This is a genomic window from Paenibacillus plantarum (assembly GCF_013141695.1).
In the GTDB taxonomy this organism is placed as follows: domain Bacteria; phylum Bacillota; class Bacilli; order Paenibacillales; family NBRC-103111; genus Paenibacillus_E; species Paenibacillus_E plantarum.
On record NZ_WHNY01000078.1, the window covers coordinates 1 to 24,468 of the forward strand.

The following is a 24,468-nucleotide window of genomic DNA, read 5'->3' on the forward strand; positions in this document are numbered from 1 at the left end:
TGGGGTATTTTTTTTGCCAGACCTCTGGCATCGAGTAAGGCCCGTTGGTCAAGTGGTTAAGACACCTCCCTTTCACGGAGGTAACAGGGGTTCGAGTCCCCTACGGGTCACCATTTTTCAATCATGAACGCTTAGCTCAGCTGGGAGAGCACTACCTTGACAGGGTAGGGGTCGGCGGTTCGATCCCGTCAGCGTTCACCATATAAGTATTTTGCATGGAGCTGTGGTGTAGTGGCCTAACATGCCTGCCTGTCACGCAGGAGACCGCGGGTTCGAATCCCGTCAGCTCCGCCATTTTCCTTTAATACTTATAGTAAGGCTTTGTAGCTCAGTCGGTAGAGCAGAGGACTGAAAATCCTCGTGTCGGCGGTTCGATTCCGTCCAAAGCCACCATTTTTAAATTGAATAAGCCGTTGTAGCTCAACTGGTAGAGCAACTGACTTGTAATCAGTAGGTTGGGGGTTCAAGTCCTCTCGACGGCACCATTTTTCCTAAGAACATTTGGGGAAAAGAAATTTTTCTAATGTGGCGGTCGTGGCGAAGGGGTTAACGCACCGGTTTGTGGATCCGGCATTCGCGGGTTCAAGTCCCGTCGTCCGCCCATTAATTTCTCAGTGAAGTCAGCCGTAAGGCTAGCAACTTCATCACTTGCCTGATTGACAACATGCGCGTATGGCGGAATTGGCAGACGCACTAGACTTAGGATCTAGCGGGTGACCGTGGGGGTTCAAGTCCCTCTACGCGCATTATATGCCGGCATGGCGGAATGGCAGACGCGCTCGACTCAAAATCGAGTCCGAAAGGGTGGAGGTTCGAGTCCTCTTGCCGGTATCAAAAGCAACACAAAGGAAAAGCCTTACACTGTAAGGCTTTTTTTGTTGTTCATATGTTATTCTTTGTTGTTCATATGTTATTCTTTGTTTTTCTGTGCTAGTTGTTGAATGACCTGATCAACTTTTGCAATATGCTGAGACATTCTCTCTGCAGCAAGCTGCTCGTCTTGAGCGGCAATTGCATCAACAATATCGTGATGTTCCTGTAGCAGCTGTTCGGCCGAAGCACGCTCTGCAAAAAACCACAGACGCCGCGAAGCCTTCATGCTCTGTTGTAACCGCTCGGTCAAGGACTCCATCATCCCTATGAATAGGGTATTCTGTGATGCCTTAGCGATCTCCAAATGAAAGCGAATGTCCGCATGTTCGCTTTCTTCCTCATTTCCAAGTGAGGATTCCATATCACGAAGGATTTCTTTAAGAACTGACAAATGCTGCTCAGTGCGGCGGCTAGCCGCTAAGGTTGCACAGCCCGCCTCAATGAATCTGCGCACCTCTTGTACTTCTTGAAGTGTTTCACTGTGGTCAAAGAGACTAGTCGACTCAGTCGGTAAAGACGTAACGACATAAGTACCTCCGCCATGTCGAATATCGACCCAGCCCATAGCTTTAAGCCCGCTGAGTGCTTCTCTGATTGTAGATCGGCCGACTTGAAAGCTTGCAGCAAGGTCTACGACTGTAGGAAGCTTAGATCCAGGAGCATAAGTTCCTCCCTCGATTTGAGCTTTAATATGTTGAAGCACGATTTCCGAGCCCTTTTGTGGCCGGATTTGCTGAAAAACCATCGGTATCCCCCTGAAAATCTTAGATAAAGTTCTATACATCTATTACATCATAAGCTAAAATAGAAGGAAAGTCATCTGATCACATGATCACTTGTAAAAGGCATCAAGAATTATGAAGGAATGTAGCATACTAAGTAAACGCTCAAAGGGAGGATTCTTCATGCTCGATAATCAAGTTAAACAACAATTACAGGCCATTGTAGGCGAAGCCTTTTATAAAGATGATATGGAATCACTAGTTACCCATTCCTACGACGGGACACCTATGCTTCAGTCCTTACCTGACGGTGTGATCTATCCCAAAGATACTGCGCAGGTTTCAGGCATTATGAAGGTGTTGAATGAGCATCGCATTCCCTTGATCAGCAGGGGCTCAGGTACGAATTTGTGCGGAGGTACAGTACCTGTACAAGGTGGGATCGTTATGGTTATGCATCGCATGAATGCAATCCTAGATATCGATCTGCAGAATCTGACAGCCACTGTGCAACCAGGGATCATTACGAAGCAATTCATTGAACATATTGAGGGATTGGGTTTATTTTATCCACCAGATCCAAGTTCGATGGCGATTTCCACTATTGGCGGCAATATCGCAGAGTGCTCAGGCGGACTTCGTGGTTTAAAATATGGCACAACTAAAGACTACGTGATCGGCCTCGAGTGTGTCCTTGCTTCAGGTGAAATCATGCGTACCGGTGGCAAGCTGATGAAGGATGTAGCTGGATATGATTTGACGAAGCTGCTAGTCGGCTCGGAGGGTACACTTGCAGTTATTACAGAAGCTACACTGAAACTCATTCCGCCTCCAAAGGCGAAGAAAACAATGCTTGCGATGTACAAGGACTTATACGGCGCGGCGCGCACTGTTTCCAAAATCATCGAAAACCGCATCATTCCAGCAACCCTGGAATTCATGGATAACCCAACAATTCGTGTTGTGGATGATTTTGCTAAGCTGGGATTGCCGCTGGATATGGCTGCTATTTTGTTAATTGAACAGGATGGCGAGCCAGAGATGGTTGAGCGTGATATTGCCCTAATCTCTGAGATTTGCAGGGAGGAACTGGCGGATGAAGTCACCATTGCGAGCACACAAGAGGAAGCGCTGAAGCTATTAACAGCAAGACGTAGCGCCTTTACCGCGCTTGCTCGCTTACGCCCGACGACGATCTTAGAGGATGCAACGGTGCCTCGTTCCAAAATCGCGGAAATGGTACTAGAAATTAATCGAATTGCAACCAAACATGATGTTCAAATTTGTACCTTTGGACATGCGGGAGATGGCAATCTTCACCCTACCGCAACAACCGACGCAAGAGATCATGATGAAGTACATCGTGTGGAAGCAGCGTTTGAAGAGATTTTTGAAGCCGCGATTCGTTTAGGTGGAACTATTACTGGTGAACATGGTGTTGGCTTAGTGAAAGCGCCATTCCTGGAATGGAAAGTGGGAAGCAGCGGGATCGCAATGATGAAGGGGATTAAGGATGCGTTCGATCCGAACCATATTTTGAATCCAGGCAAAATGTTCGCCAAAGAATCTAGACGCAGGGTGGTGATTGATCGTGTCTAAGGGCCAAGGAGCAACACTTCAGGAAACGTTAATGCAGAAACTGGACTACGACCAATTAACGAATTGCATGCGTTGTGGATTCTGCCTGCCAGCTTGTCCGACTTTTAAAGAAACAGGCATCGAGGCGGAATCTCCACGAGGCCGCATCTCTCTGATGAAAGCAGCTGTAGATGGCCTCATGGAGCCAGGGATACGCTTTGAAGATCAGATGAACCATTGCTTGGGTTGCCGCGCGTGTGAGCCCGCCTGCCCAGCAGATGTGAAATATGGCCAATTAATTGAACAGGCGCGCGATGCCATAGAAGTGCATACAACCCAACATAGATGGTGGGTAAAGGGTGTGCGTAAGCTCGTCTTCAAAGAGCTATTTCCATCCCAACAGAGGATGCAGCTACTCGGGACAGGGCTTCATTTTTATAAAATGTCAGGTATCCAAAAGCTAGTTAGAAAAACCGGTGTAGTCGGTCTATTCTCCAAGCATATGGCTACGATGGAGAAAATACTTCCTGACGCTTCAGGCAAAGGAATTGTTGAACGGCTTGGTACGTTTATACCGGCAAAAGGCAAAAAACTGGGTACTGTGGGGATGTTCCGTGGGTGTTTGATGGACGTATTATTCACGGAAACGAATATTAGTACGGTGAAACTTTTGACAGAGGCTGGCTTCGATGTCGTCATTCCTGAATCGCAGAACTGTTGCGGGGCACTTCATGCACATAGTGGTGAAACGGATCAAGCGAAGCAATTAGCCAAAAGTAATATCCGCGCCTTCCAAGAAGCAGGAGTCGATTACATCGTTTCCAATGCAGGAGGTTGTGGAGCGATTCTTGTGGAGTACGATCATCTCCTTCATGATGAGGAAGAGTGGAAGGAAGCCTCCACTTGGTTCGCCAAACGTGTGAAGGATATCAGCTCCATTCTGGTGGAGAAAGGTCGACCTCTTCGTTTTGCAGATACGCTATCTCAGCATGCTCCAACACGTGTTACGTATCAGGAATCCTGCCATCTTCGCAACGTGATGAAGGGCAGTCAACCAACCAAGCAATTGCTGCAAAGGGTTAGTAACACCGCCTATATCGAAATGAAGGATTCAGGTTCATGCTGTGGTTCCGCCGGTATTTATAATATGACTCAGCCAGATATGGCCAATCAAATCTTAGAGCATAAGATGGAAAATGTGAATGCAACAATAGCATCCTACGTGGTTACAAGCAATCCAGGCTGCTTACTGCAAATGAAGTTAGGTATTGATAAACATGGGCAAAACGGGCATATGGAAGCCGTTCATATTGCGGACTTCCTCTACGATCGGTTAGTGAAGCAATCTTAGAATGAACGGAAGGACTTCCGTGCCGCCGCGGGCGTAATGCCAAGCACTCTTTTGAACATCGCATGAAAATGAGGTAAACTCTCAAACCCGCATAGATCCGCGATTGTACCGATATTAGCATCGCTTTCTTGAAGCAACTGTTTAGCGCGGATGATGCGCTTGGTTATGAGATAAGTGCTGATGTTCATGCCAATGAACTGTTTAAATACTCTGCTTAAATGAGCCGGCGTGACAGAAGCTTGTTTCGAAAGTGTTTGGAGTCCAATATCTTCACAGAAATGCTGATCAATATAGAGGATGATTTCTCGCATCCAAATAGGGCCGACAAGGGTGTCTAATTTAGGTGACTTGGTGTCAGTGGTCATATCACGATAGATAGTTAGCAGCAATTGAAGTAAATGAAGAAGGATGGATTGGCGTTGACCAATGGTTGGATGCTTAAATTCGTTCTCAATCGTATCTAAAAGTAATTCTAGGTGCTGACTCTGTGGTAACCGCATTTCAAACTTATAATTACGAAGTGTCGAAGCTTGCTCAAAGCATTGTAAACAGGAGAAGTCCTCTCCTAGCGAGGGCAACTGTACGATACTTGGAGAGAAGTAAATCGCAGTGGATGTCACGGGTGCCTCTTTATCTGGTGTCGCCCGATGAATCGTATTCCCTGGAATAAGAAAGAGATCGCCTTGTTTCATTTCATAGAAGGTATGGTCGATAAAAAAAGTACCACGCCCCCTATACACATAAACAATTTCATACCAGTCATGGAAATGATCAGGAAGCTCGCTTAGCGAGCTTTTTGTGTTTTTATAGGCAAAAGACATGGGGAAGGCATCATGATTATCGAAAATTTTACGAATAGGATCCACAATAACCACGCCTTTCCTCTGCAAGATAGTACAATAATATCAAAAAACCGTATAGTTATGCTAGATATCGATATTTCATATCGGAAATTTAATGGTAAAATGAAAGAAAGCGATATCATATTAGGGTGAAGGATAAGGAGAATCGTCATGCGTATTGATGCACATCAGCATTATTGGAAGATCGACCGAGGGGATTATGGATGGCTTACACCAGCGCTCCCTGTTTTGAATCGTGATTATTTGCCAAATGATTTGGTACCACATCTTGGGCAATTCAACTTAGATAAGAGCATTGTGGTTCAAGCTGCGCAAACGTTAGAAGAAACCGATTATTTACTAGCTTTAAGTGAAAGCACTGATTCAATTGCCGGCGTTGTTGGATGGCTTGATTTGGACGATCCTGAATATCTTATTCATTATAAAAAATGCAGTCAGCATCCAAAATATGTTGGCTTTCGGGTGATGATTCAGGAGATGCCTGATGCACGAGTTATCCTCCAACCTCATTTTGTTGAAGCTTTGCGTTACTTCGCTAAGGAAGCTGTGCCGATTGACCTGCTTGTCCTCGCTCATCAATTAGAAACCGTTATCGAGCTACTGGAACTGGTACCAGGTTTGCGAGGGGTCATTGATCATATTGCGAAGCCGTCGATTGCCGAAGGTGTGCTTGAACCTTGGAAAAGCCAAATGGCGACTATTGCGAAGCACCCCAGTCTATATTGTAAGGTTTCAGGTATGGTGACCGAAGCCAGCCATTCGGATTGGAAGCCGGAGGATTTTACGGCGTATGTTCAGCATATTTTGGAGGTTTTCGGAACAGAGCGTGTGATGTTCGGAAGTGATTGGCCAGTCTGTTTGCTCGCGGCTGACTATGAGGACGTTGTCGATGTCGTGAATCAATCCTTGCCAGATAGTTGGTCGGAAGAGGATAAAGATCGTTTATTCGGTCTAAATGCTATGGAGTTCTATAAATTATGAATTCATAATCGTTCATGGATTAGATGGAGGAGAGTAAACATGAAAGCGATTGTCTGTGAACAAATCGAGCATTTGAAGTATGTCGAGATAGAGGAACCAACTGTGGGTGTGGGAGAAGCACTCGTTCGCATTCAGCGAATCGGCATATGTGGGACGGATTTGCATGCGTTTAAAGGGAATCAGCCTTTCTTTAGCTATCCGCGTATTCTTGGGCATGAGCTGGCAGGGTATATAGAGGAGCTTGGTGAGGGAGTAACGGATGTGGCAGTTGGGGATCTTGTAAGCGTCGTTCCCTACATGCATTGTGGGCAATGTATTGCTTGCCGCAATGGCAAAACAAATTGCTGCACAGACATGAAAGTGCTTGGCGTACATAGGGATGGAGGCATGGTAGAGCGTTTAGCTCTTCCAGTGAGTCATCTAATTAAAGCAGATGGACTAACGCTGGATCAGGCTGCGATGCTGGAACCACTTAGTATTGGTGCACATGCGGTGCGAAGATCCGAGCTGCGTTCAGGGGAAACGGCTTTAGTGATTGGAGCTGGCCCGATTGGGCTTGGGGTGATGATTTTGGCAAAGCAACGTGGTGCTAACGTCATAACGATGGATATTAACGAGGAGCGATTAGCTTTTTGCCGGGACTGGGCAGGCGTCGATCATACCGTGAATGCGCTCCAACTACCAAAGGAAAAACTAGCGGAGCTTACGCATGGCGAATTTCCTACCGTCGTCTTCGACGCAACAGGGAATGCGAGATCGATGACAGATGCTTTCGGTCTTGTCGCTCATGGCGGCAAACTTGTTTACGTCGGACTAGTGAAGGCGGATATTGCCTTTCATGACCCTGATTTCCACAAGAGGGAGTTGACGTTAATGGGGAGCCGTAATGCGACCATGGAGGATTTTGATACGGTGCGAAGTGCATTAAAGACGGGAAGCATCGACATTGAGCGCTATATCACGCACCGTGCCTCCTTCGAGGAGATGGTGGAGCAATTCGAAACATGGCTGAAGCCGGAGTCGAAGGTAATTAAGGCGATGGTTTGTTTGTAAAAAGGGAACACACTCGGTGGAAGCTGAGTGTGTTTTTTCGGCTATTACCCCGGATTCTCCAACTCAGCTACAAATGCAGCTGCTGCAGTTGAGAGCGGCATGTTCTTCAACGTGATAATCCCTATCTTGGTAGAGGGTATCGTCGCCTCGAGATTGACCTCAAATAAGCTGCCCTCTGCTAATTCCCTGGCGACAAACTCCTTCGTAACGAAGGAAACGCCGAAGCCGATCTTCGCAAATTCAATGAGTAAATCCACACTGCCCAGCTCAATCTCCGGTTCCAAAAGCAAACCGTTATCACTGAACAAACGCGTGACAAATTTTCTTGAAGAGCTGTTACTAGAAAATAAAATAATTGGATAGGCAAGTAACTCCGCTAACGTAATCGTGCCCTCAGACAGTTCTCGGTACTTGGGGCCAGTGACGAAACAGTCCTGAATGGTGATACCCTCACGGACCTGAAGCTGATCGTCATGAATAGGTGTTCTTACAATACCGATGTCAATTTTGCCTTCTTTTAAATTTTTTACAATCTCCGGTGTCGTCCCGTGGACTAGATTAATCTGGATATGTGGATATTGAACGTGAAACGATTCCAGAAAGGGTAGCAAATAGTGCTTGCACAAGGAATCACTGCCACCGATTTTAATTTCTCCACTAGAGAAATTTCGCAGTTCATTGAGCTTGTCCTCGGCTAAAGAAATGAAGTTGTAAGCTTGCTCAATATAGGAGTAAAGGATGGCACCTTCTTTGGTTAGATCAACGCCTTTTGACGTACGGGCAAACAAAGGAAGCCCTAGGCTTTCCTCCAATAATTTAATGGAGTGAGAGACACTGGGCTGCGTGATATACAGCTCTTTCGCTGCTTTGGACAGGCTTCCGGATTTCGCTGTTAAATAAAATACTTTATACAACTCGAAATTAACCATATAGACACCTTCTATAGCGAGTATCGAAACTATCAATTATTTGAATGCATCATCTCCTCTTATAATAAAGAGATAAGGTAATAAAAACAACCACATAGATGGAGGCGTATCACATTGAATGGAACAACGGTTGGCATTGAAGAATTAAGTATTAATGCGATTAGAACGCTTACTATTGATGCTGTTGAGAAAGCTGTAATGGGTCACCCAGGCATGCCGATGGGCGCGGCACCAATGGCGTATGCGCTGTGGGCACGTCATTTGAAACACAATCCAGTTAGTCCGAAATGGGCGGATCGTGATCGTTTCGTCTTGTCTGCGGGACACGGATCCATGTTGCTTTACAGCTTGCTTCACCTAAGTGGCTATGATGTATCTTTGGACGATATCAAGGAATTCCGTCAATGGGGAAGCCGCACACCTGGGCATCCGGAGTATGGTCACACAGCTGGTGTAGAAGCTACGACAGGTCCACTTGGTCAAGGTGTTGCCATGGCTGTGGGTATGGCGATGGCTGAAGCACATCAAGCGTCCGTGTACAACAAGCCGAATTTTCCAGTCGTTGATCACTTTACTTATGCTATTTGTGGCGATGGAGATTTGATGGAAGGTGTTTCATCCGAAGCCGCTTCCCTCGCTGGACATCTCAAATTAGGTAAACTCGTCGTCCTGTACGATTCCAATGATATTTCCCTTGATGGGGACTTGAACATGTCGTTCTCCGAGAACGTCAAAATGCGGTTCGAATCCTACGGCTGGCAATACCTCCGTGTGGAAGAGCAAAACAACGTCGACGCCATCTCTGCGGCGATCGCAGAGGGCAAGGCCGATCTCAATCGCCCGACGCTAATTGAGATCAAAACAACCATCGGCTTCGGCTCGCCGAACAAAGCCGGCAAGGGCGGCCACGGCGGCACGCACGGTTCGCCGCTGGGCAAAGACGAGCTGCTTCTGACGAAGCAAGCTCTGGGCTGGCCCCTCGAGCCGGACTTCTATGTCCCGGCTGAGGTGTACACCCACTTCGCCCACCACAAAGAGGTGGGTGCTCAGTCACAAGCAGCCTGGGAGCAGCTGTGGAACAGCTACCAGGCGGCCTACCCTGAGCTCGCGAAGCAATTCGAGCTCGCGAACAGCGGCGACCTTCCGGCGGATTGGAACGCCGATGTGCCGCGCTACACCCCAGAAAGCGGCGCGATCTCGACGCGCACCGCATCTGGCAAAGTGATTAACGGCTTGGCGAAGCGGGTACCTCATCTAGTAGGCGGCTCTGCCGACCTAGCGAGCTCCAACTTCACCATGATCGGCGATGCTGCGGCATTCAGCTCAGCAGATTACAGCGGACGCAACTTCTGGTTCGGCGTCCGGGAATTCGCCATGGGTGCAGCGCTGAACGGCATGCTGCTTCACGGCGGACTGCGCGCTTTCGGCGGCACGTTCCTCGTGTTCAGCGATTACTTGCGCGGTGCGATTCGCCTATCCGCGTTGATGAAGATCCCTGTTGCGTATGTCTTCACGCATGACAGCATCGCTGTCGGCGAAGATGGCCCGACGCATCAACCGATTGAACAGATCCCTTCCTTGCGGATGATTCCGGATCTGACATTGTTCCGTCCTGCGGACGCGAACGAGACAGCGGCTGCTTGGGAGTATGTTCTTCAAGCGAAAGAAGGCCCGTTCGTATTCGCGCTATCGCGTCAAAACTTGCCAGTACTTCCAGGCACGGACACACTTGCTTTTGATCATATCCACCAAGGAGCTTATGTCCTGTCTGATGTTGCTACTGGCGAAACTCCTGATTTGCAACTCATAGCGACAGGTTCAGAAGTGAGCTTAGCACTTGACGTGAAGAAGCAGTTGGCGCAAGATGGAATAGGTGCTCGTGTTATTTCCATGCCAAGCCGTGAATTGTTCGAGCAGCAGCCAGAAGAGGTACGGAATGCGATTATTTTGCCTCAAGTGTGTAAAAATGTTGTGATGGAAATGGCTTATCCGGCTGGATGGGAAGAAATTACGGGACAAGAAGGCTTCGTTGTCGGCATCCGCAAATTCGGAGCATCAGCGAAAGCAGATCGTGTCATTCGTGAATATGGCTTTACCGCAGAAGCAATCGTTGGGCAAATCAGACAGAAGTATTTCCAATAAGCACCCATAGCGGGAGAAAAGGTAGGGATACAGGATGAAATTGTTTATCGACACAGCCAATGTAGAAGAAATTCGTAAAGCGCACGCATTAGGAGTAGTTGCAGGTGTAACCACTAACCCTTCATTGATCGCTAAGGAAGGTAGAGACTTTTTCGAAACTGTGAAAGAAATCATCTCCATCGTGGGCGATGTGCCAATCAGTGCTGAAGTTGTTTCTTTGAAAGCAGACGAAATGGTCGAACAAGGTAAGAAGCTTGCGGCACTAAGCCCGAATATCGTTATTAAGCTGCCTATGACGTTGGATGGATTGAAAGCAACTAGCGTGTTTAGATCGCTTGGCATTCCTACAAACGTGACGCTGATCTTCAGCTCCACACAGGCATTGCTTGCTGCTCGCGCTGGTGCAACCTATGTTTCCCCGTTTATCGGTCGTTTGGATGATATCAACCAAGTTGGTATGAATTTAATCAAAGAAATCAGCCAGATTTTCCAAGTACACGGCATCAAATCCGAAATTATTTCTGCGAGTGTCCGTCACTCTGCACATGTCATTGAAGCAGCGCTAGCAGGATCACATATTGCGACAGTCCCTTATAAAGTGATAGAATCAATGAGTAAACACCCGCTGACAGATGCGGGCATTGAGAAGTTCCTTGCTGATTGGGAAGGCGCTAATCAAGAAAAGTTCTAAACAAGAGATGACTCGCCCAATGGGGCGGGTCTTTTTAAAAGGAGAAAATAGCGATGATTATCAGCGATGTGAAGCATTTCGAGCAAGAACGGCATTTATGGCCAGCAGCTGTAGCACGAGGTATCGACTACATTTTGAATCGGAATTTGGGAGAGCTAGAGATAGGGCGGTATGATCTGGAGGGCGATAATGGCCACTTGATGTATGCCAATGTGCAAGAATCTGTGACGCGTCCTAGGGAAGAACAAATGCCGGAGTCGCACGTTGTGTATACGGATATTCAGTTTTTGGTGAGCGGGGAGGAGCGTTTGTGCTTCTACAAGTTGACTGACGAGGCAATCATCGTGGATAACAAGTTTGAGACACATGATATCGCCTTCTACGAATCCCAACATGCGCTGCCTGAAACGGATATTATGCTCAAACCTGGCATGTTTGCCGTATGCTTCCCATCCGATATTCATCGGCCTAATTGCCTCATTACGGAGTCAACAACGAATAAGAAAATTGTGATCAAAATCCATAAAGATTTGCTTCATCTTTAGTGAAAAAAGTCTGCTCAAGCCAATTTACTTGGCTAGGCAGACTTTTTGTTTAAGCTTTGTTTAGGTTTTACTAGCCATCATTCTGGCTTGCTTCCATTTCCCGAAGCGGTAATACAGCAGGTTCAAAGTGGCAGCAACACTGAAGCTGACAGGGAAGCTCCACCAAATCACATCGAAGCCGTACTTGTGCGACAGCACAGTGGCAAGCGGGATGCGAACGAGCAACAGTGCAACGAATGCAACGATAAGAGGGAACACCACAGATCCCGCAGATCGAACGACACCAGCAACGACATTGAAGATGCCGAAAATAATGAAAGACCAAAGCGTAATATTGTTAATATGAACGCCAATATCTATCGCTTTTCCTTCAGGAGGCAAGAAGAACGAGACAACTTCCCGATTGAACAGATGCAAAACGGCTACAATCAATCCAGTCATTAAGATATTAACCCCTACACCTGTCCAGGTGATCCGGTTGACACGATCCCATTTCCCTGCGCCAATGTTTTGCGCAGCCATCGAAGTTACTGCACCACCAATAGCCATAGCGGGCATTTGGACGTAACTTGATATTTGCATCGCGACACCGAAAGCTGCGGTGGATTCGGAGCCATAGGCATTCACGAGATGAACCAGCATCAGATTACTTAGGGAAACCACGACCATATTTAAGCCCATAGGCAGCCCTTTTTGTATCAGTGTTCGAATAATGGTCCAATTGATTCGCAGCAAAGGAATATCCTCTTTCGTGATACGAAGGAAGTACTTCTTCTTATACAAGTAAGCAATGAGAAGCACGAAGCTCACTAGTTGCGCGATAAAAGTCGCTACGGCTGAGCCGGCAATCCCCATTTTCGGGAATGGCCCCATCCCTTGAATCAGCAAAGGATTGAGTGCGACATCGAGGATTGCTGATAAAAGCAAGAAGTAAAACGGGGTTTTCGCATCCCCCGAGCCACGCAAAATGGCCATGATTAAATTATAGCCGAACATGAACGGAACACCTGCGAACATAATTCGCGTATACGTCACGGCAAACTCCTTGACATCAGGCGGAGTATTCATCCAGTCTAGGATCGTGGAGGAGAAAATCCATCCCAGTAAGGCGACGATTATGGATAATACAAGGAAGAAAACTGTGCTCGTTCCGACTACTTGTTTGGCCTCTTGAACTTTCTTAGCACCGAGATTTTGACCAATAAGAATGACGGCAGCCATGGCAATCCCGAAGATGGAGCTAATTAAGAAGAACATAATAATATTCGCATTCGATGTTGCTGCAAGGGCGACTTCACCTAGATATTTTCCGATCCAAATCGTATTGATCGACCCATTCAAGGATTGTAGAACGTTCCCTAATAATATGGGTAGTGAAAATAAGATCAATGTCTTTGTGATCGGGCCCTCCGTTAGCGAGGGGCGAGCTTTTGGAGATGATGATGGCTCTGGCATGATTTCCTCCGTAAATTTCACTTGTTCGATAGAATAGTTTTCTCACTACTATATCAGTTTCATGCTTCTTTCTGAAATTTTACGAAGTGATGCGTTTAACGTCGGATCCAACGATCGAATAAGAACGGACCGAATGGAATAAATGCCGCAATGAAAGCTGCGAGTACGCGTCCAAAGGACCAACGATGTTGAAGGATAACCCAGGCAATCGATAGCAAATAGAGCGCAAATAGAAATCCATGAGCAAGCCCTACGACAAAAACAGCTTGCGGCAGATCGAACGCGTATTTAAGTGGCATGGCGATACCAAGTAGAATGAGAAAAGAGGAACCCTCTGCCCAGCCGACATAGCGCAAGGCTTGTAAAGAACGTTGTGACATCGTAAGCAACTCCTTTTATGGATGAAAGTAAATTTATCCTAAGCTAGGAATATGAATGGAGTATGAACAAGTGATGTCAATTGGACACAATCTAGTTTTTTTAGTACGATAGGCAATAGAACGTATTCCATGCATTCATAGACTCATTTGAGAGTTATATATAGGTAGGGGGAAAGCAGATGCTTCGTCTTGGCGAGAAAATTATCTTCATTGCTGATCGTTTAGAACAGAATCTGCCTATTGGCGGATATGGCTATTTAATTGCGTATGACCGAAATAACGATAACATTTTTGATTATGTCGTACGTGTCCCTAAAGAGAACAAACATTACTATGTGACTGCAACCGATATTGAGCTGGAAGAAGTGCTTCTGCAGCAAGAGGCGGAGCAAGTTGAGAGAGAAGCTTTAATAGATTATGCTCTCGCAACGAACAACGAAGCCTTGTTCCGGAAAATTATGAATGGCGAGTCTGCCACTGAGCCGGAGAAGGAAAGGGACAAGGAAGTACAGTCCCGTGAGGAATTCATCAAACAAATCGGGCTGAAAGCTTGGATTTAACCATAGAAAGCGCCGGTGGACATGCACCGTCGCTTTTTTTTGCCTTTGTAAAATGGCATCCCGCGGCGGATTCAGTGTGCAACGCCTAAAATAGGCGTTACAGCATCAAATCCGTGCGGACGCTTTCCCGTAAGGCCCCAAAAGGGCCTTACAACCGCCCGCTCACGCTCTCCGCCGCGCGTCCGCCCCCGTAACGCCCAAAATGGGCGTTACAGCCCCGGATCCGTGCGGACGCTTTCCCGTAAGGCCCCAAAAGGGCCTTACAACCGCCCGTTCACGCTCTCCGCCGCGCGTCCACCCCCGTAACGCCTAAAATGGGCGTTACAACACAGGATCCGTGCAGCAGCCTTCGCTGTAAGGCCCCAAAAGGGCCTTACAGTCTCCCGATAGCGCTCGCCGTCGCACGTCCGCCCCGGTAACGCCTAAAATGGGCGTTACAACACAGGATCCGCGCATCAGCCTTCGCTGTAAGGCCCCAAAAGGGCCTTACAACCGCCCGCTCACGCTCTCCGCCGCGCGTCCACCCCCGTAACGCCTAAAATAGTCGTTTCAACCCCCGATCTGTGCCCCCGCTATCCCGTAAGTCCCCAAAAGGTCCTTACAACCGCCCGCTCACCCATTCACCATCCGATTAGCAACAGTCGGATGCAACCCGTAGCGCTTAATGCGCTGTTGTCCAGCTCCAACAGAGATAAGAAGTTGCTTCGCTAGCATCTCTTGTAAAATCCGTCTTGATTTTTTTGCCTCGAATCGAAATACGTTACTTACATCACGTGGAGAGATCGATTTGCCCGCAATGAAAGTAAATCGACAAATTTCTTTTTCTACATAACTTAACTCAACCAATTGTTCCTGCTGTTCTCCGAAATATTTCCCTAAAAACTGCAACAGAATCTGCTCACACATCCGTGGCCGGTTCTTCACATCATCATAGGAAAAGCGTAAGATTTTCCAACCGTCAATAACCAAATGATTCTGGCGTACTAACTGATCAGAAAACTGTGAGCGACTAATCGTATTGGCATGTGTGTTGTATCCATCAATTTCGATGGCTAGCTTCAGGGAGTGACGTAAGTAAGCGAAATCAATAAACCGAGTTCCATCACGGAAATCTTTAACTTCATACTCGGGATGTAAATGTTTAAAATCTCCCAATGCTTTCCACCATACCTGCAGTAGGAATAGATGTTCTGCGTGGCCGTGACCTTCTTTTAATCTACGTAATCGCTCGCCTTTTCTTTTACCATAATGCATATGCAGGAACTCCGCATAAGCTTTCTCGAATTCCTCGCCTTTCCCAGACCCATCTAACTTCCCTAACATATCCAACTTTTTAATCATCCTCGCCTACACCCTTCTTCTCTAAAAATGAAAATGCCGCTCAGCCTGAACAGCAAATGCTGAACAGAATAAGCGGCGTGTGCTTCACTACCATTTTAAGGAAATACTAACACGAGTTAGCATAGTGATTCAATACTTTTAATAGATTCAATAGATCTTAACAAGGCACATCCTTATTCTGGATTGAGTTCGCAAAATATCTGGGATATAATGAAAAGAATGACTAAATGCTGATACAAGGGGTGCAGAATACGTGAGCATAACGAAGAAAGATGTCGATCATGTCGCCAAGTTGGCTAGACTCGACCTGAATGATACCGAAAAAGATCTATTTACAGATCAGCTAAATGCTATTTTAAAATATGCCGAGCAACTTAATCAATTAAACACCGATGGTGTTGTACCAACTAGCCATGCCATGCCATTAGTAAATGTGATGCGTGAGGATGTTGCCAAGCCGTCTTTACCAATTGAAAAAGTGATGCTGAACGCCCCAGATCATGAGGATGGGCAGTTCAAGGTTCCTGCTGTTTTAGAATAAGTTAGAGATGAAAGGGAGTGCCTGTCGTTGTCTTTGTTTGAACTAAACCTACAACAAATCCACGCGAAGCTGCAAAGCAAAGAACTCAAAGTTTCGGATCTCGTGGATCAATCCTATACAAGAATTGCGCAAGTGGAGAGCAAGGTTCGCGCTTTCCTTACTTTAGATGAAGAGAATGCACGTCAGACGGCTGCTAAGTTGGACGAGCAGCTATTAAGCAATGCTGCACGCAGTGATTTATTCGGTTTGCCGATCGGAATCAAGGATAATATGGTCACCGAAGGTTTGAAGACGACCTGCGCAAGCAAATTCTTATCCAATCATATTCCGATTTATGATGCGACAGTCGTGAGTAAGCTCAAGGAAGCACAAACGGTTACCATCGGCAAGCTCAACATGGATGAGTTTGCGATGGGCGGTTCCAACGAGAACTCCGCCTTCCACCCAACCCACAATCCGTGGAACACGGATTATGTGCCAGGCGGCTCCAGCGGTGGCTCGGCAGCAGCAGTTGCTGCAGGCGAAGTGTACTTCGCGCTGGGCTCCGACACCGGTGGCTCGATTCGCCAACCGGCTGCTTATTGCGGTATCGTCGGTCTGAAGCCGACGTACGGACTCGTGTCCCGCTATGGTTTGGTCGCTTTCGCATCCTCCCTAGACCAAATCGGGCCGCTTACGAAGAACGTAGAAGATGCTGCGTACGCTATGCAAGCTATCGCAGGTTACGACCCGAAAGACTCCACTTCTGCGAATGTGGAGATTCCGAACTATCTCAGCGCATTGACGGGTGACGTCAAAGGACTGCGCATAGGCGTACCCAAAGAATACATGGGTAAAGGGATCGACCCAGCGGTAAAAGAGAAAATTCTTGAAGCGCTCAAAGTACTTGAAGGTCTTGGCGCTGTATGGGAAGAAGTAACGCTTCCTCATTCCGAGTACGCGGTAGCAACTTATTACTTGCTGGCTTCCTCCGAGGCTTCTTCCAACTTGGCACGTTTTGACGGCATCCGGTATGGTGTTCGTTCCGATAATGCACGCAATTTGTTGGATCTATATAATCTATCCCGCAGCGAAGGCTTCGGTCCCGAAGTGAAACGCCGCATCATGCTAGGTACTTACGCACTAAGCTCAGGCTACTATGATGCGTATTACCTGAAAGCTCAGCAAGTTCGTACATTGATCAAGCAAGATTTTGATCAAGTGTTCAATAACTATGACATCATTATTGGGCCAACGGCTCCAACCACCGCTTTCAAAATCGGTGAACAAAGCAGCGATCCACTCACGATGTATTTGAATGATATTATGACGATCCCGGTGAGTTTGGCAGGTATTCCTGCAATTAGCGTACCATGTGGATTCGTGAATGAACTTCCGGTTGGCTTGCAAATTATCGGCAAAGCATTGGATGAAGCTACCGTTTTGCGTGTAGCCCACGCTTTCGAACAGCACACAGACCACCACAAGCAGCGCCCGCAATTGTAAGTTAATAGTTCAAGAGTAACGAAGGAGGCATTCACTTTGTCGGCAACAGATACCCAATTTGAAACTGTAGTCGGTCTTGAAGTTCACGTAGAGCTTCATACCGCTTCCAAAATATTTTGCAGTTGTGCAACCTCATTCGGAGCACCTCCGAATACGAATACATGTCCGGTATGCTTAGGTCATCCAGGCGTCCTGCCAGTTCTTAACCGACAAGCGGTCGAGTATGCGATGAAAGCGGCAATGGCCCTCAATTGCACAATTGCGACGGACAGTAAATTTGATCGTAAGAACTATTTTTACCCAGATTCACCTGATGCTTATCAAACTTCACAATATGATAAACCGATCGGTGAGCATGGCTGGGTTGATATCGAAGTAGGCGGAGTTACCAAACGGATTGGAGTCACGCGTGTCCATCTGGAAGAGGATGCTGGTAAGCTGACGCATATTGATGGCGGCTATGCTTCCCTCGTTGACCTTAATCGTGCAGGAACGCCTTTGATCGAAATCGTATCCGAACCGGATTTGCGCTCCCCTGAGGAAGCTCGTGCCTACTTAGAGAAGATCAGAGCGATCATGATCTATTGCGATGTTTCTGATGTGAAAATGGAAGAAGGTTCGCTTCGTTGTGACGCGAACATTTCCATCCGACCGTTCGGACAAGAGAAATTCGGCACACGTGCCGAGCTTAAGAACATGAACTCCTTCCGTGGGGTGCAGCGAGGACTTGAGTATGAAGAATACCGCCAAGCGGAGATTCTCAGAAGCGGGGAAGAAGTCATTCAAGAAACTCGTCGTTGGGATGAAACGCAAGGTAGAACTCTCGCAATGCGCGGCAAAGAAGATGCGCACGATTATCGTTATTTCCCAGATCCGGATCTGGTTAGTCTCTACATTGATGATGCTTGGAAAGAACGTGTACTAGCTTCGATTCCAGAATTGCCAGATGCTCGTAAAGCTCGATACAGCAATGAATATGGCTTGCCTAGCTATGATGCAGCTGTTATCACGGCTTCGATGCAAATGGCTGACTTCTTTGAAGAAAGCTTGAAATATACGCAAGATGCCAAAGCGGTCTCGAACTGGATCATGGGTGACTTGCTTGGTTATCTGAATGCCAATTCCCTTGAATTTACCGATGCCAAAGTAACAGGCAAAGGGCTAGGCGAAATGATTGGTTTAATCGAGAAAGGCACGATTTCCAATAAGATTGCCAAAACGGTGTTCAAAGAAATGATCGAAACCGGTAAAGAACCGCAGAAGATCGTTGAAGAGCAAGGTCTTGTTCAAATCAGTGACGAAGGTGCTATCAAAGCAATTGTCGAGCAAGTAGTTGAGAACAGCCCGCAATCCGTAGCAGATTTCAAAGCTGGCAAGGAAAAAGCCGTAGGCTTCCTTGTTGGACAAGTCATGAAAGAAACCAAAGGTAAAGCGAATCCAGGACTCGTCAATAAATTAATTGTGGAGTGCCTGAACAGCAAATGATAAGGTAGAAGTGGTGATCCTCTTAGTAGGGCACCACTTTTTTCAATTTTCAATGTAGGAGTGATTCCACTGACCATCCAGCAACTAATTCTACAATCGAATGAAGAAATCTTGACCTTGCTTGCGCTTCAAATCGCTTCCTACCGCGTAGAGGCTGAACTGATCGGTTTTGATGATATCCCTCCTTTGAAGGATGGCATTCAGTCTATACGCGAAGCGAAAGAAACCTTTTATGGTTTCTTTGTCGATGATCATGAGGGACGGTCACTCGCAGGCGCCATTTCATTTGAGCGTGAGGGTTGTATTGTGACGATTTGCCGTATGATGGTTCATCCTAATTTTTTCCGTAGGGGGATTGCTAGCTCTCTGTTACAGCATATAATGAAGGAACAAGAGCTTGCAGGGGCTGCTCGATTTATCGTATCCACAGGGACTGCGAATTTACCGGCAATACGTCTCTATGAGAGATATGGTTTTATTCTAAAACGTGTCTTTACTGTTCCTCCTGGAGTTAGTCTAACAACTTTCGAGCGTCCTGCTACAGGACACTAACATCAAATCTGGTATCGAATCAACTGCTTCTTGATAAAGTCTTTGATTTGATATATAAAGGGAGCGTTTACATGGGGAATCCTTGGGTCATTGATCAGCTGCATATCACAATAAGACTAGTATTAGCGCTTTTTCTTGGTGGCTTGATTGGATTTGAACGAGAGGTTAGCTCTCATGCAGCAGGTCTCCGCACGCACATTCTGGTATGTGTTGGTTCAGCACTCGTGATGCTGCTTTCAATGTACGGGTTTAGCGCGTTTGTGAATGAGGTCAACGTGCGTATTGATCCATCCCGTTTAGCGGCTCAGGTCATCAGTGGTATTGGTTTTCTAGGTGCGGGTACGATTATGTTTAATGGAAGATCGATTACAGGGCTTACAACAGCAGCCTCGCTATGGGTCGTTGCGGGGATTGGTCTTGCGATTGGAGCGGGCTTTTATTATCCAGCTGTCTTAGCATGCTTCATGGTTTTAATTTCCTTATGGATTCTTAATAAAGTAGAGCATAAGTATTTCAATGGAAAAAAGGTGCGTATTCTAAAAATTCAAGCGATTGACCAACCCGGAACCTTGGGGTTAATTACAACAATCCTAGGTAAACGTAAGATAGATATTAAGCAAATTAAACTAGAAGAATCAGAAGATGGCAGTAAGGATAATCATGTTCAAATTACGTTTCATGTAACAATACCAAAGCCATCCGTTATTGGCTTAGTACTCGAAGAAACCAATCAAATTCAAGGGGTCACTGGTGTGGCTATCGAAAATAGTAAAAATTGAAGGTTTGTTTCCTTGAACCATCATTGACAAAAGCCGAAGAACACACGTACAATATAATGTAAGGTTTTAATGACTAATTCAGGTGGTGAGTACCATGGCAGCACATTTAGAACAGGCGTTAGCAAAGTTGAAAACAACAGGTGTTCGGATGACGCCCCAGCGGTATGCGATTCTTTCCTTTTTGCTGGATTCCATGACTCATCCGACAGCGGATGATATATACAAATCGTTAGAATCAAAATTTCCTAACATGAGTGTTGCGACTGTTTACAATAATCTTAAAGTATTTATCGAATCGGGACTTGTTCGGGAGTTAACTTATGGGGACAGCTCGAGTCGTTTTGATGCGGATATGACAGATCATTATCATGCGGTTTGTGAGGTATGTGGGAAGATTTCTGATTTTGAATACCCTCCACTGTCAGACATCGAGACAACAGCAGCGTTGCATACAGGTTTCCAAGTTGGCGGTTATCGATTGGAGATTTATGGTGTGTGCCCGGATTGTACGGTTACTACCAAGCATTAACTATACGCAAAATTCCTCTTTATGTGGTTTCCTGTTGTATAATGAAACGTGTTCAGCCCTTCTTTTGTGAAGAGCGGACACGTTTTTTTCTTTTATTCATAACCAATTGCCCATAAGGAAGTGAAGTGTTGAAATCATCCAAAAAAGTAATTCTGATTAGCGCATTGTGTTTAGGGATGTTCGCGGCAGGAGCGGGAACATTTCTGATGCAACAGCTAGCGCCGAATCGAACACATGTTGAGCCGGATTTCCACGAGCTGACAAAGCCGATTTTTTATGAAGGCAATTATTATAAATCAAGTGCGATTGGAGAAAAGGAAGGTCTGAAGCTTCCGCTGGATTTCGTTCAGAAATGGATCGATCCGACCATTATATATGAAAAAAGCAGTGATTCCGTCATCATAACCACCAAAGATAAAGTGATGCGAATGAAGACGACTGAGCTTTCAGCACTCATGAATGAGAAACCTATCTCCTTATCCTTTCCTGTCGAGAAGAAGGAAGATACCATCTACTTGCCTGTTGAACCTCTGAAGCAGTTGTATGCATTTGAAATAAGGGAATCAGCAAAGTCAGGTGCAATCTTGCTCTTTAAACAAGGCGATGTGATCAGGTGGGGGAAACATACAGGAAAGAAAGAGACTCAATTACGAACGGAAGCTACAATCAAGGCGCCGATTATTGCAACGATTGCTGTAAACGAACAGGTCATGATTACGGGGATGGAAGAAGATTGGTACAAAGTGCAGCTAGAGAGCGGACCGATTGGCTTCGTTCGCAAGAGTGAAATTACGGAGGATCATGAGGAAACGATACCGCTGCAAGAACAGTCAGGATCCGCCTATGTGCCTTGGAAACCTATAACCGGTAAGTTAAATATGACCTGGGAACATGTTATTTCGAAAAACCCAGACACTTCCAAGCTCGGTGAGATGCCTGGTTTACAAGTGATAAGTCCGACTTGGTTCTCAGTCGCAGATAGTGAGGGGCGTATTAGCAACTTAGCAGATGCCTCTTATGTCAAATGGGCGCAGGACCGCAATTACCAAGTATGGGCGCTATTTAGTAATGGCTTTGATGCGGATCGCACGAATAAGGTACTAGCAAGCTATGATCTACGCATGAAAATGATTAAACAACTTCTCGGCTTTGCCCAGACTTACAAGCTGCAGGGCATTAATATCGATTTTGAAAATGTCTATCTCAAGGATAAAGAGAACCTGGTTCAATTCGTCCGAGAAATGACTCCTTTTATGCATGAGCAAGGTTTATCGGTATCCATCGATGTAACACCCAAATCAACGAATGAAATGTGGTCTATGTTCTATGATCGCCCAGCTTTAGCAGAGGTCGTCGATTATATGATGTTGATGGCCTATGACGAGTACTGGGCCACGAGTCCGAAGTCTGGGTCGGTATCTTCTTTGCCATGGGTAGAGAGGTCTGTTACAGCGCTTCTGACGACGGATAAAATCCCGCCATCTAAGCTTGTCCTCGGCGTGCCTTTCTATACACGACAATGGACGGAAGAAACGAAGAACGGCAAATTAACCACAACATCCAAAACGTTAACCATGGAAGCCGCACAAACCATCATTAAAGATAAAAAGCTAACTCCTACATTTTTAGCCGATACAGGTCAAAATTATGTGGAATACAAAGATGGTAGCAAGTTAATTCGTATTTGGCTGGAAGATGAAGTTTCAATTAAAGCTAGGTTGGCTTTGGTTGATAAATATAATCTAGCTGGTGTGGCCACTTGGAGAAGAGGTTTTGAGAAGCCTGCAATTTGGGATGTGATGAAGGATAATTTGCCTAACTTAAAATAAGAAGAAAGCCGAACCCTGTTAATGGGCTCGGCTTTCTTTGTATTAGTGAGGCTTATGCTCATGCTCGCGACTTGGCTCAAAGTGAACCGTTTGTGTAGCTGCCGTTTCATTTTCACCAACTGGCTCATATTGTGGATCTATCGTTAGAATGGTTTTACAAAACATGCAACGATCTGTTTTACCTAGCATTTTCGTTCTTCTTCCGCATTCCGGACAATCGATGACAGTTGCTGATGTTGAAAGCATCCCCGCCCAGAAGTAAATACCCATACTCACCAATACACTAATCATACCAATAATCATGAAGATGACAGCAATTACTCGACCTACTTGTCCCCAATCGAAAACGACACCAGCAAGTCCTATAATCATAAGCAGCATCCCACCCATGGTCATGACCAGTCCCCATAAGCGGAATTCATTTACTTTACTTGATCTAAATCGCACTGTGTATTCCTCCCCAATCCTTCTAGCACATGTTTTGTATGAATTGTCACAGAAATCAGCAGGAAACCCGTTCACCCTTGTAGAAATAAGTAAGAAACAATTGGAGACAGGAGCTTTGGACACCCATGGGAATTAATAAAGAGCAGTTATTGCTTAAGTTCCGGAATGACCCTAGAATCATTAGTGTCATGGCGGTAGACAATCCTAAGCAACTTCCCTCACTGACAGATGGTTTTGATACGCTACTATTAATAGTAACGAACGACCTGAGACTGAACAATCATACGACTAATTATATAAGAGACGATTCAAGGATACAAGAAAGATGGATTGATCCTACTTCAATCGAGCAATGGATTCGGCATGGTGTTAATCGCAATATTCTTCACTGGCTGTTAAAAGGGGAGATACTTCTGGATCAGAATACTTATTTAGAAGGCCTGCGCCATCGAATACTTGAGTTTCCCGGAGATTTGCGCGAGCATAAGTTGCTGATTGAATTTTCGCATTTTCTGCGTAAGTATTTGCAAAGCAAGGAATACATTCTAGACGATCATATTCTAGATGCTTATAACAACATTCTCGAAGCGCTACACCACTGGGCACGGATTGTTATTGTGGAAGATGGCTATCACCCTGAAATCACGGTTTGGAGACAGATTCGAGCGATTAATCCTGGGGTCTATAAGCTATATGAAGAGCTGACAATGAGTAAGGAAACTTTGAAGCAGCGGGTCCAACTTGTTCTACTTGCTTGTGAATTTTCGGTTATGTCCAAAATGGAGCGCTGCTGTGAGGCGTTTATTCAAATCCTCAGAGACAGTGAGCATCCGCTAAGCTCGGATGAACTCCAGCAACATTCGCAGTTAGTTGAAATCAAGTCTGAGCTTCCTCTTTTGCTCAATAAACTAGTCAAAAAAGGTTTAATCAAAGAAGTTGCTGTCATTATTGATGAGCAAACTTCAGAAATCGAGTTAAGGTATACGAGTGTATAACGCATGTAAATCCTTTAAGAATCAGGTGTTTTCCTGGTTCTTTTTTTATTCTCATTTTAATGCTTGACTTTGATTGCGATTCTATGATAAATTAACTCTCGCCGCTAAAAACGGTAACGCATTTGAAACCAACGAGTTCTATGATGTAAAGCGAAGTTGAAAAAAAAGAGAAATAAAAAAAGCTTGCATTGATTGGTTCGGATGTGATATATTATAAAAGTCGCCGCTAAACGGATGGCGAAGAAAATGAAAGAAATTGATCTTTGAAAACTGAACAACGAGTGAGTAAGCACGAACGAGTAATCGTTCAAAAAAGAGATTGCAAAATCTCGCTAGCTTCAAATGAGCAATTAAGCTTTTTC

General features: G+C 45.8%; 24 protein-coding genes and 8 tRNA genes. 24 read left to right on the forward strand and 8 right to left on the reverse strand.

The features are described 5' to 3' along the window. Nucleotides 1–38 precede the first annotated feature (38 nt). The 8 genes from GC096_RS32640 to GC096_RS32675 all read left to right on the forward strand — a co-directional run bounded on the left by GC096_RS32640 (nucleotide 39) and on the right by GC096_RS32675 (nucleotide 831). Nucleotides 39–113: transfer RNA gene (locus GC096_RS32640), tRNA-Glu, on the forward strand. Nucleotides 114–125: 12 nt separating this feature from the next. After that, a tRNA-Val gene (locus GC096_RS32645) sits at nucleotides 126–201 on the forward strand. A gap of 16 nt (nucleotides 202–217) precedes the next feature. Continuing rightward, nucleotides 218–294, forward strand: a tRNA-Asp gene (locus GC096_RS32650). Nucleotides 295–317: 23 nt separating this feature from the next. After that, nucleotides 318–393 (forward strand) — tRNA-Phe (locus tag GC096_RS32655). Between the two features lie 16 nt (nucleotides 394–409). Further along, nucleotides 410–485, forward strand: a tRNA-Thr gene (locus GC096_RS32660). Between the two features lie 43 nt (nucleotides 486–528). Further along, nucleotides 529–601, forward strand: a tRNA-His gene (locus GC096_RS32665). A 65-nt stretch (nucleotides 602–666) separates the two neighbouring features. Next, nucleotides 667–746, forward strand: a tRNA-Leu gene (locus GC096_RS32670). 6 nt (nucleotides 747–752) lie between these two features. Beyond that, nucleotides 753–831 (forward strand) — tRNA-Leu (locus GC096_RS32675). A 79-nt stretch (nucleotides 832–910) separates the two neighbouring features. Here the strand turns inward: GC096_RS32675 and GC096_RS32680 are convergent. Continuing rightward, on the reverse strand, nucleotides 911–1,618 hold the full coding sequence (locus tag GC096_RS32680) for a FadR/GntR family transcriptional regulator (protein WP_171636340.1): 708 nt from the start codon (nucleotides 1,616–1,618) through the stop codon (nucleotides 911–913). 160 nt (nucleotides 1,619–1,778) lie between these two features. Here GC096_RS32680 and GC096_RS32685 point away from each other — a divergent pair, with 160 nt between their 5' ends. Next, nucleotides 1,779–3,194, forward strand: a complete 1,416-nt coding sequence (locus GC096_RS32685) for an FAD-linked oxidase C-terminal domain-containing protein (protein WP_171636342.1) — start codon at nucleotides 1,779–1,781, stop codon at nucleotides 3,192–3,194. Between the two features lie 31 nt (nucleotides 3,195–3,225). Next, nucleotides 3,226–4,524, forward strand: coding sequence for a (Fe-S)-binding protein (locus GC096_RS32690; protein WP_171636375.1), 1,299 nt, complete (start codon nucleotides 3,226–3,228; stop codon nucleotides 4,522–4,524). Here GC096_RS32690 and GC096_RS32695 read toward each other — a convergent pair. Next, a complete protein-coding gene (locus GC096_RS32695) occupies nucleotides 4,521–5,399 on the reverse strand; it encodes an AraC family transcriptional regulator (RefSeq protein ID WP_171636344.1) in 879 nt (292 codons plus the stop codon). The genes GC096_RS32690 and GC096_RS32695 overlap by 4 nt on opposite strands. Before the next feature lie 138 nt (nucleotides 5,400–5,537). Here GC096_RS32695 and GC096_RS32700 point away from each other — a divergent pair, with 138 nt between their 5' ends. After that, a complete protein-coding gene (locus tag GC096_RS32700) occupies nucleotides 5,538–6,368 on the forward strand; it encodes an amidohydrolase family protein (RefSeq protein ID WP_171636346.1) in 831 nt (276 codons plus the stop codon). A 39-nt stretch (nucleotides 6,369–6,407) separates the two neighbouring features. Next, nucleotides 6,408–7,421 (forward strand): zinc-binding alcohol dehydrogenase family protein, encoded by a 1,014-nt coding sequence (locus GC096_RS32705; RefSeq protein ID WP_171636348.1) that lies wholly within the window; start codon nucleotides 6,408–6,410, stop codon nucleotides 7,419–7,421. A 44-nt stretch (nucleotides 7,422–7,465) separates the two neighbouring features. Here the strand turns inward: GC096_RS32705 and GC096_RS32710 are convergent, their stop codons facing one another. Continuing rightward, nucleotides 7,466–8,350 carry a LysR family transcriptional regulator gene (locus tag GC096_RS32710; protein ID WP_171636350.1) on the reverse strand — a complete coding sequence of 295 codons (885 nt, stop codon included), beginning with the start codon at nucleotides 8,348–8,350 and terminating at the stop codon, nucleotides 7,466–7,468. 114 nt (nucleotides 8,351–8,464) lie between these two features. Between GC096_RS32710 and tkt the strand changes: the two genes are divergently transcribed. The 3 genes from tkt to GC096_RS32725 are packed head-to-tail and all read left to right on the forward strand — an operon-like array spanning nucleotide 8,465 to nucleotide 11,728. Then, nucleotides 8,465–10,492: a transketolase gene (gene tkt / locus GC096_RS32715; RefSeq protein ID WP_171636352.1), complete on the forward strand. Its 2,028-nt coding sequence runs from the start codon at nucleotides 8,465–8,467 to the stop codon at nucleotides 10,490–10,492. A gap of 34 nt (nucleotides 10,493–10,526) precedes the next feature. Further along, nucleotides 10,527–11,183 carry a fructose-6-phosphate aldolase gene (fsa, locus tag GC096_RS32720; RefSeq protein WP_171636356.1) on the forward strand — a complete coding sequence of 219 codons (657 nt, stop codon included), beginning with the start codon at nucleotides 10,527–10,529 and terminating at the stop codon, nucleotides 11,181–11,183. 53 nt (nucleotides 11,184–11,236) lie between these two features. Then, nucleotides 11,237–11,728: a NanQ anomerase/TabA/YiaL family protein gene (locus tag GC096_RS32725; protein WP_171636358.1), complete on the forward strand. Its 492-nt coding sequence runs from the start codon at nucleotides 11,237–11,239 to the stop codon at nucleotides 11,726–11,728. A gap of 60 nt (nucleotides 11,729–11,788) precedes the next feature. Here GC096_RS32725 and GC096_RS32730 read toward each other — a convergent pair whose 3' ends face one another. Beyond that, on the reverse strand, nucleotides 11,789–13,183 hold the full coding sequence (locus GC096_RS32730; protein WP_171636360.1) for an MATE family efflux transporter: 1,395 nt from the start codon (nucleotides 13,181–13,183) through the stop codon (nucleotides 11,789–11,791). A 95-nt stretch (nucleotides 13,184–13,278) separates the two neighbouring features. Beyond that, a complete protein-coding gene (locus GC096_RS32735; protein WP_171636361.1) occupies nucleotides 13,279–13,563 on the reverse strand; it encodes a DUF3817 domain-containing protein in 285 nt (94 codons plus the stop codon). A gap of 179 nt (nucleotides 13,564–13,742) precedes the next feature. On the opposite strand from GC096_RS32735, the gene GC096_RS32740 reads away from it, so the two are divergent. Beyond that, a complete protein-coding gene (locus GC096_RS32740) occupies nucleotides 13,743–14,123 on the forward strand; it encodes an ATPase (RefSeq protein ID WP_171636363.1) in 381 nt (126 codons plus the stop codon). A gap of 612 nt (nucleotides 14,124–14,735) precedes the next feature. Here GC096_RS32740 and GC096_RS32745 read toward each other — a convergent pair. Beyond that, entirely contained in the window at nucleotides 14,736–15,464 is a 729-nt protein-coding gene (locus tag GC096_RS32745) for a DUF559 domain-containing protein (RefSeq protein WP_246303124.1), read from the reverse strand. 253 nt (nucleotides 15,465–15,717) lie between these two features. On the opposite strand from GC096_RS32745, the gene gatC reads away from it, so the two are divergent. From gatC to GC096_RS32780, 7 genes are all read left to right on the forward strand, one after another. Continuing rightward, nucleotides 15,718–16,005, forward strand: a complete 288-nt coding sequence (gene gatC, locus GC096_RS32750) for an Asp-tRNA(Asn)/Glu-tRNA(Gln) amidotransferase subunit GatC (protein WP_057314225.1) — start codon at nucleotides 15,718–15,720, stop codon at nucleotides 16,003–16,005. A 27-nt stretch (nucleotides 16,006–16,032) separates the two neighbouring features. Further along, nucleotides 16,033–17,490 (forward strand): Asp-tRNA(Asn)/Glu-tRNA(Gln) amidotransferase subunit GatA, encoded by a 1,458-nt coding sequence (gatA, locus tag GC096_RS32755; protein ID WP_171636365.1) that lies wholly within the window; start codon nucleotides 16,033–16,035, stop codon nucleotides 17,488–17,490. A 36-nt stretch (nucleotides 17,491–17,526) separates the two neighbouring features. Continuing rightward, nucleotides 17,527–18,975 carry an Asp-tRNA(Asn)/Glu-tRNA(Gln) amidotransferase subunit GatB gene (gatB, locus tag GC096_RS32760; RefSeq protein WP_171636367.1) on the forward strand — a complete coding sequence of 483 codons (1,449 nt, stop codon included), beginning with the start codon at nucleotides 17,527–17,529 and terminating at the stop codon, nucleotides 18,973–18,975. A 111-nt stretch (nucleotides 18,976–19,086) separates the two neighbouring features. Continuing rightward, nucleotides 19,087–19,527 carry a GNAT family N-acetyltransferase gene (locus GC096_RS32765; protein ID WP_246303126.1) on the forward strand — a complete coding sequence of 147 codons (441 nt, stop codon included), beginning with the start codon at nucleotides 19,087–19,089 and terminating at the stop codon, nucleotides 19,525–19,527. 71 nt (nucleotides 19,528–19,598) lie between these two features. Next, entirely contained in the window at nucleotides 19,599–20,306 is a 708-nt protein-coding gene (locus tag GC096_RS32770) for an MgtC/SapB family protein (RefSeq protein ID WP_171636369.1), read from the forward strand. Between the two features lie 94 nt (nucleotides 20,307–20,400). After that, nucleotides 20,401–20,835, forward strand: a complete 435-nt coding sequence (perR, locus tag GC096_RS32775) for a peroxide-responsive transcriptional repressor PerR (RefSeq protein ID WP_056620600.1) — start codon at nucleotides 20,401–20,403, stop codon at nucleotides 20,833–20,835. A 128-nt stretch (nucleotides 20,836–20,963) separates the two neighbouring features. Next, nucleotides 20,964–22,664 carry a glycosyl hydrolase family 18 protein gene (locus tag GC096_RS32780; protein ID WP_246303128.1) on the forward strand — a complete coding sequence of 567 codons (1,701 nt, stop codon included), beginning with the start codon at nucleotides 20,964–20,966 and terminating at the stop codon, nucleotides 22,662–22,664. Nucleotides 22,665–22,706: 42 nt separating this feature from the next. Here the strand turns inward: GC096_RS32780 and GC096_RS32785 are convergent, their stop codons facing one another. Next, complete coding sequence (locus tag GC096_RS32785; RefSeq protein ID WP_171636371.1) at nucleotides 22,707–23,111, reverse strand: DUF2614 family zinc ribbon-containing protein; 405 nt, start codon at nucleotides 23,109–23,111, stop codon at nucleotides 22,707–22,709. A 125-nt stretch (nucleotides 23,112–23,236) separates the two neighbouring features. On the opposite strand from GC096_RS32785, the gene GC096_RS32790 reads away from it, so the two are divergent. Further along, nucleotides 23,237–24,106 (forward strand): nucleotidyltransferase-like protein, encoded by an 870-nt coding sequence (locus GC096_RS32790; protein ID WP_171636373.1) that lies wholly within the window; start codon nucleotides 23,237–23,239, stop codon nucleotides 24,104–24,106. A gap of 138 nt (nucleotides 24,107–24,244) precedes the next feature. Here GC096_RS32790 and GC096_RS38515 read toward each other — a convergent pair. Further along, nucleotides 24,245–24,468 (reverse strand): hypothetical protein (locus GC096_RS38515; protein ID WP_216626339.1); only part of this gene is annotated, 224 nt, incomplete at its 5' end.

What these genes read in the sequence shown, in the direction of transcription:
- GC096_RS32680 (WP_171636340.1), bottom strand. Translation starts at nt 1,618, where the DNA reads ATGGTTTTTCAGCAAATCCGGCCACAAAAGGGCTCGGAAATCGTGCTT.
- GC096_RS32685 (WP_171636342.1), top strand. Translation starts at nt 1,779, where the DNA reads ATGCTCGATAATCAAGTTAAACAACAATTACAGGCCATTGTAGGCGAA.
- GC096_RS32690 (WP_171636375.1), top strand. Translation starts at nt 3,226, where the DNA reads ATGCAGAAACTGGACTACGACCAATTAACGAATTGCATGCGTTGTGGA.
- GC096_RS32700 (WP_171636346.1), top strand. Translation starts at nt 5,538, where the DNA reads ATGCGTATTGATGCACATCAGCATTATTGGAAGATCGACCGAGGGGAT.
- GC096_RS32705 (WP_171636348.1), top strand. Translation starts at nt 6,408, where the DNA reads ATGAAAGCGATTGTCTGTGAACAAATCGAGCATTTGAAGTATGTCGAG.
- GC096_RS32710 (WP_171636350.1), bottom strand. Translation starts at nt 8,350, where the DNA reads ATGGTTAATTTCGAGTTGTATAAAGTATTTTATTTAACAGCGAAATCC.
- fsa (WP_171636356.1), top strand. Translation starts at nt 10,527, where the DNA reads ATGAAATTGTTTATCGACACAGCCAATGTAGAAGAAATTCGTAAAGCG.
- GC096_RS32725 (WP_171636358.1), top strand. Translation starts at nt 11,237, where the DNA reads ATGATTATCAGCGATGTGAAGCATTTCGAGCAAGAACGGCATTTATGG.
- GC096_RS32730 (WP_171636360.1), bottom strand. Translation starts at nt 13,183, where the DNA reads ATGCCAGAGCCATCATCATCTCCAAAAGCTCGCCCCTCGCTAACGGAG.
- GC096_RS32735 (WP_171636361.1), bottom strand. Translation starts at nt 13,563, where the DNA reads ATGTCACAACGTTCTTTACAAGCCTTGCGCTATGTCGGCTGGGCAGAG.
- GC096_RS32740 (WP_171636363.1), top strand. Translation starts at nt 13,743, where the DNA reads ATGCTTCGTCTTGGCGAGAAAATTATCTTCATTGCTGATCGTTTAGAA.
- GC096_RS32745 (WP_246303124.1), bottom strand. Translation starts at nt 15,464, where the DNA reads ATGATTAAAAAGTTGGATATGTTAGGGAAGTTAGATGGGTCTGGGAAA.
- GC096_RS32770 (WP_171636369.1), top strand. Translation starts at nt 19,599, where the DNA reads ATGGGGAATCCTTGGGTCATTGATCAGCTGCATATCACAATAAGACTA.
- perR (WP_056620600.1), top strand. Translation starts at nt 20,401, where the DNA reads ATGGCAGCACATTTAGAACAGGCGTTAGCAAAGTTGAAAACAACAGGT.
- GC096_RS32790 (WP_171636373.1), top strand. Translation starts at nt 23,237, where the DNA reads ATGGGAATTAATAAAGAGCAGTTATTGCTTAAGTTCCGGAATGACCCT.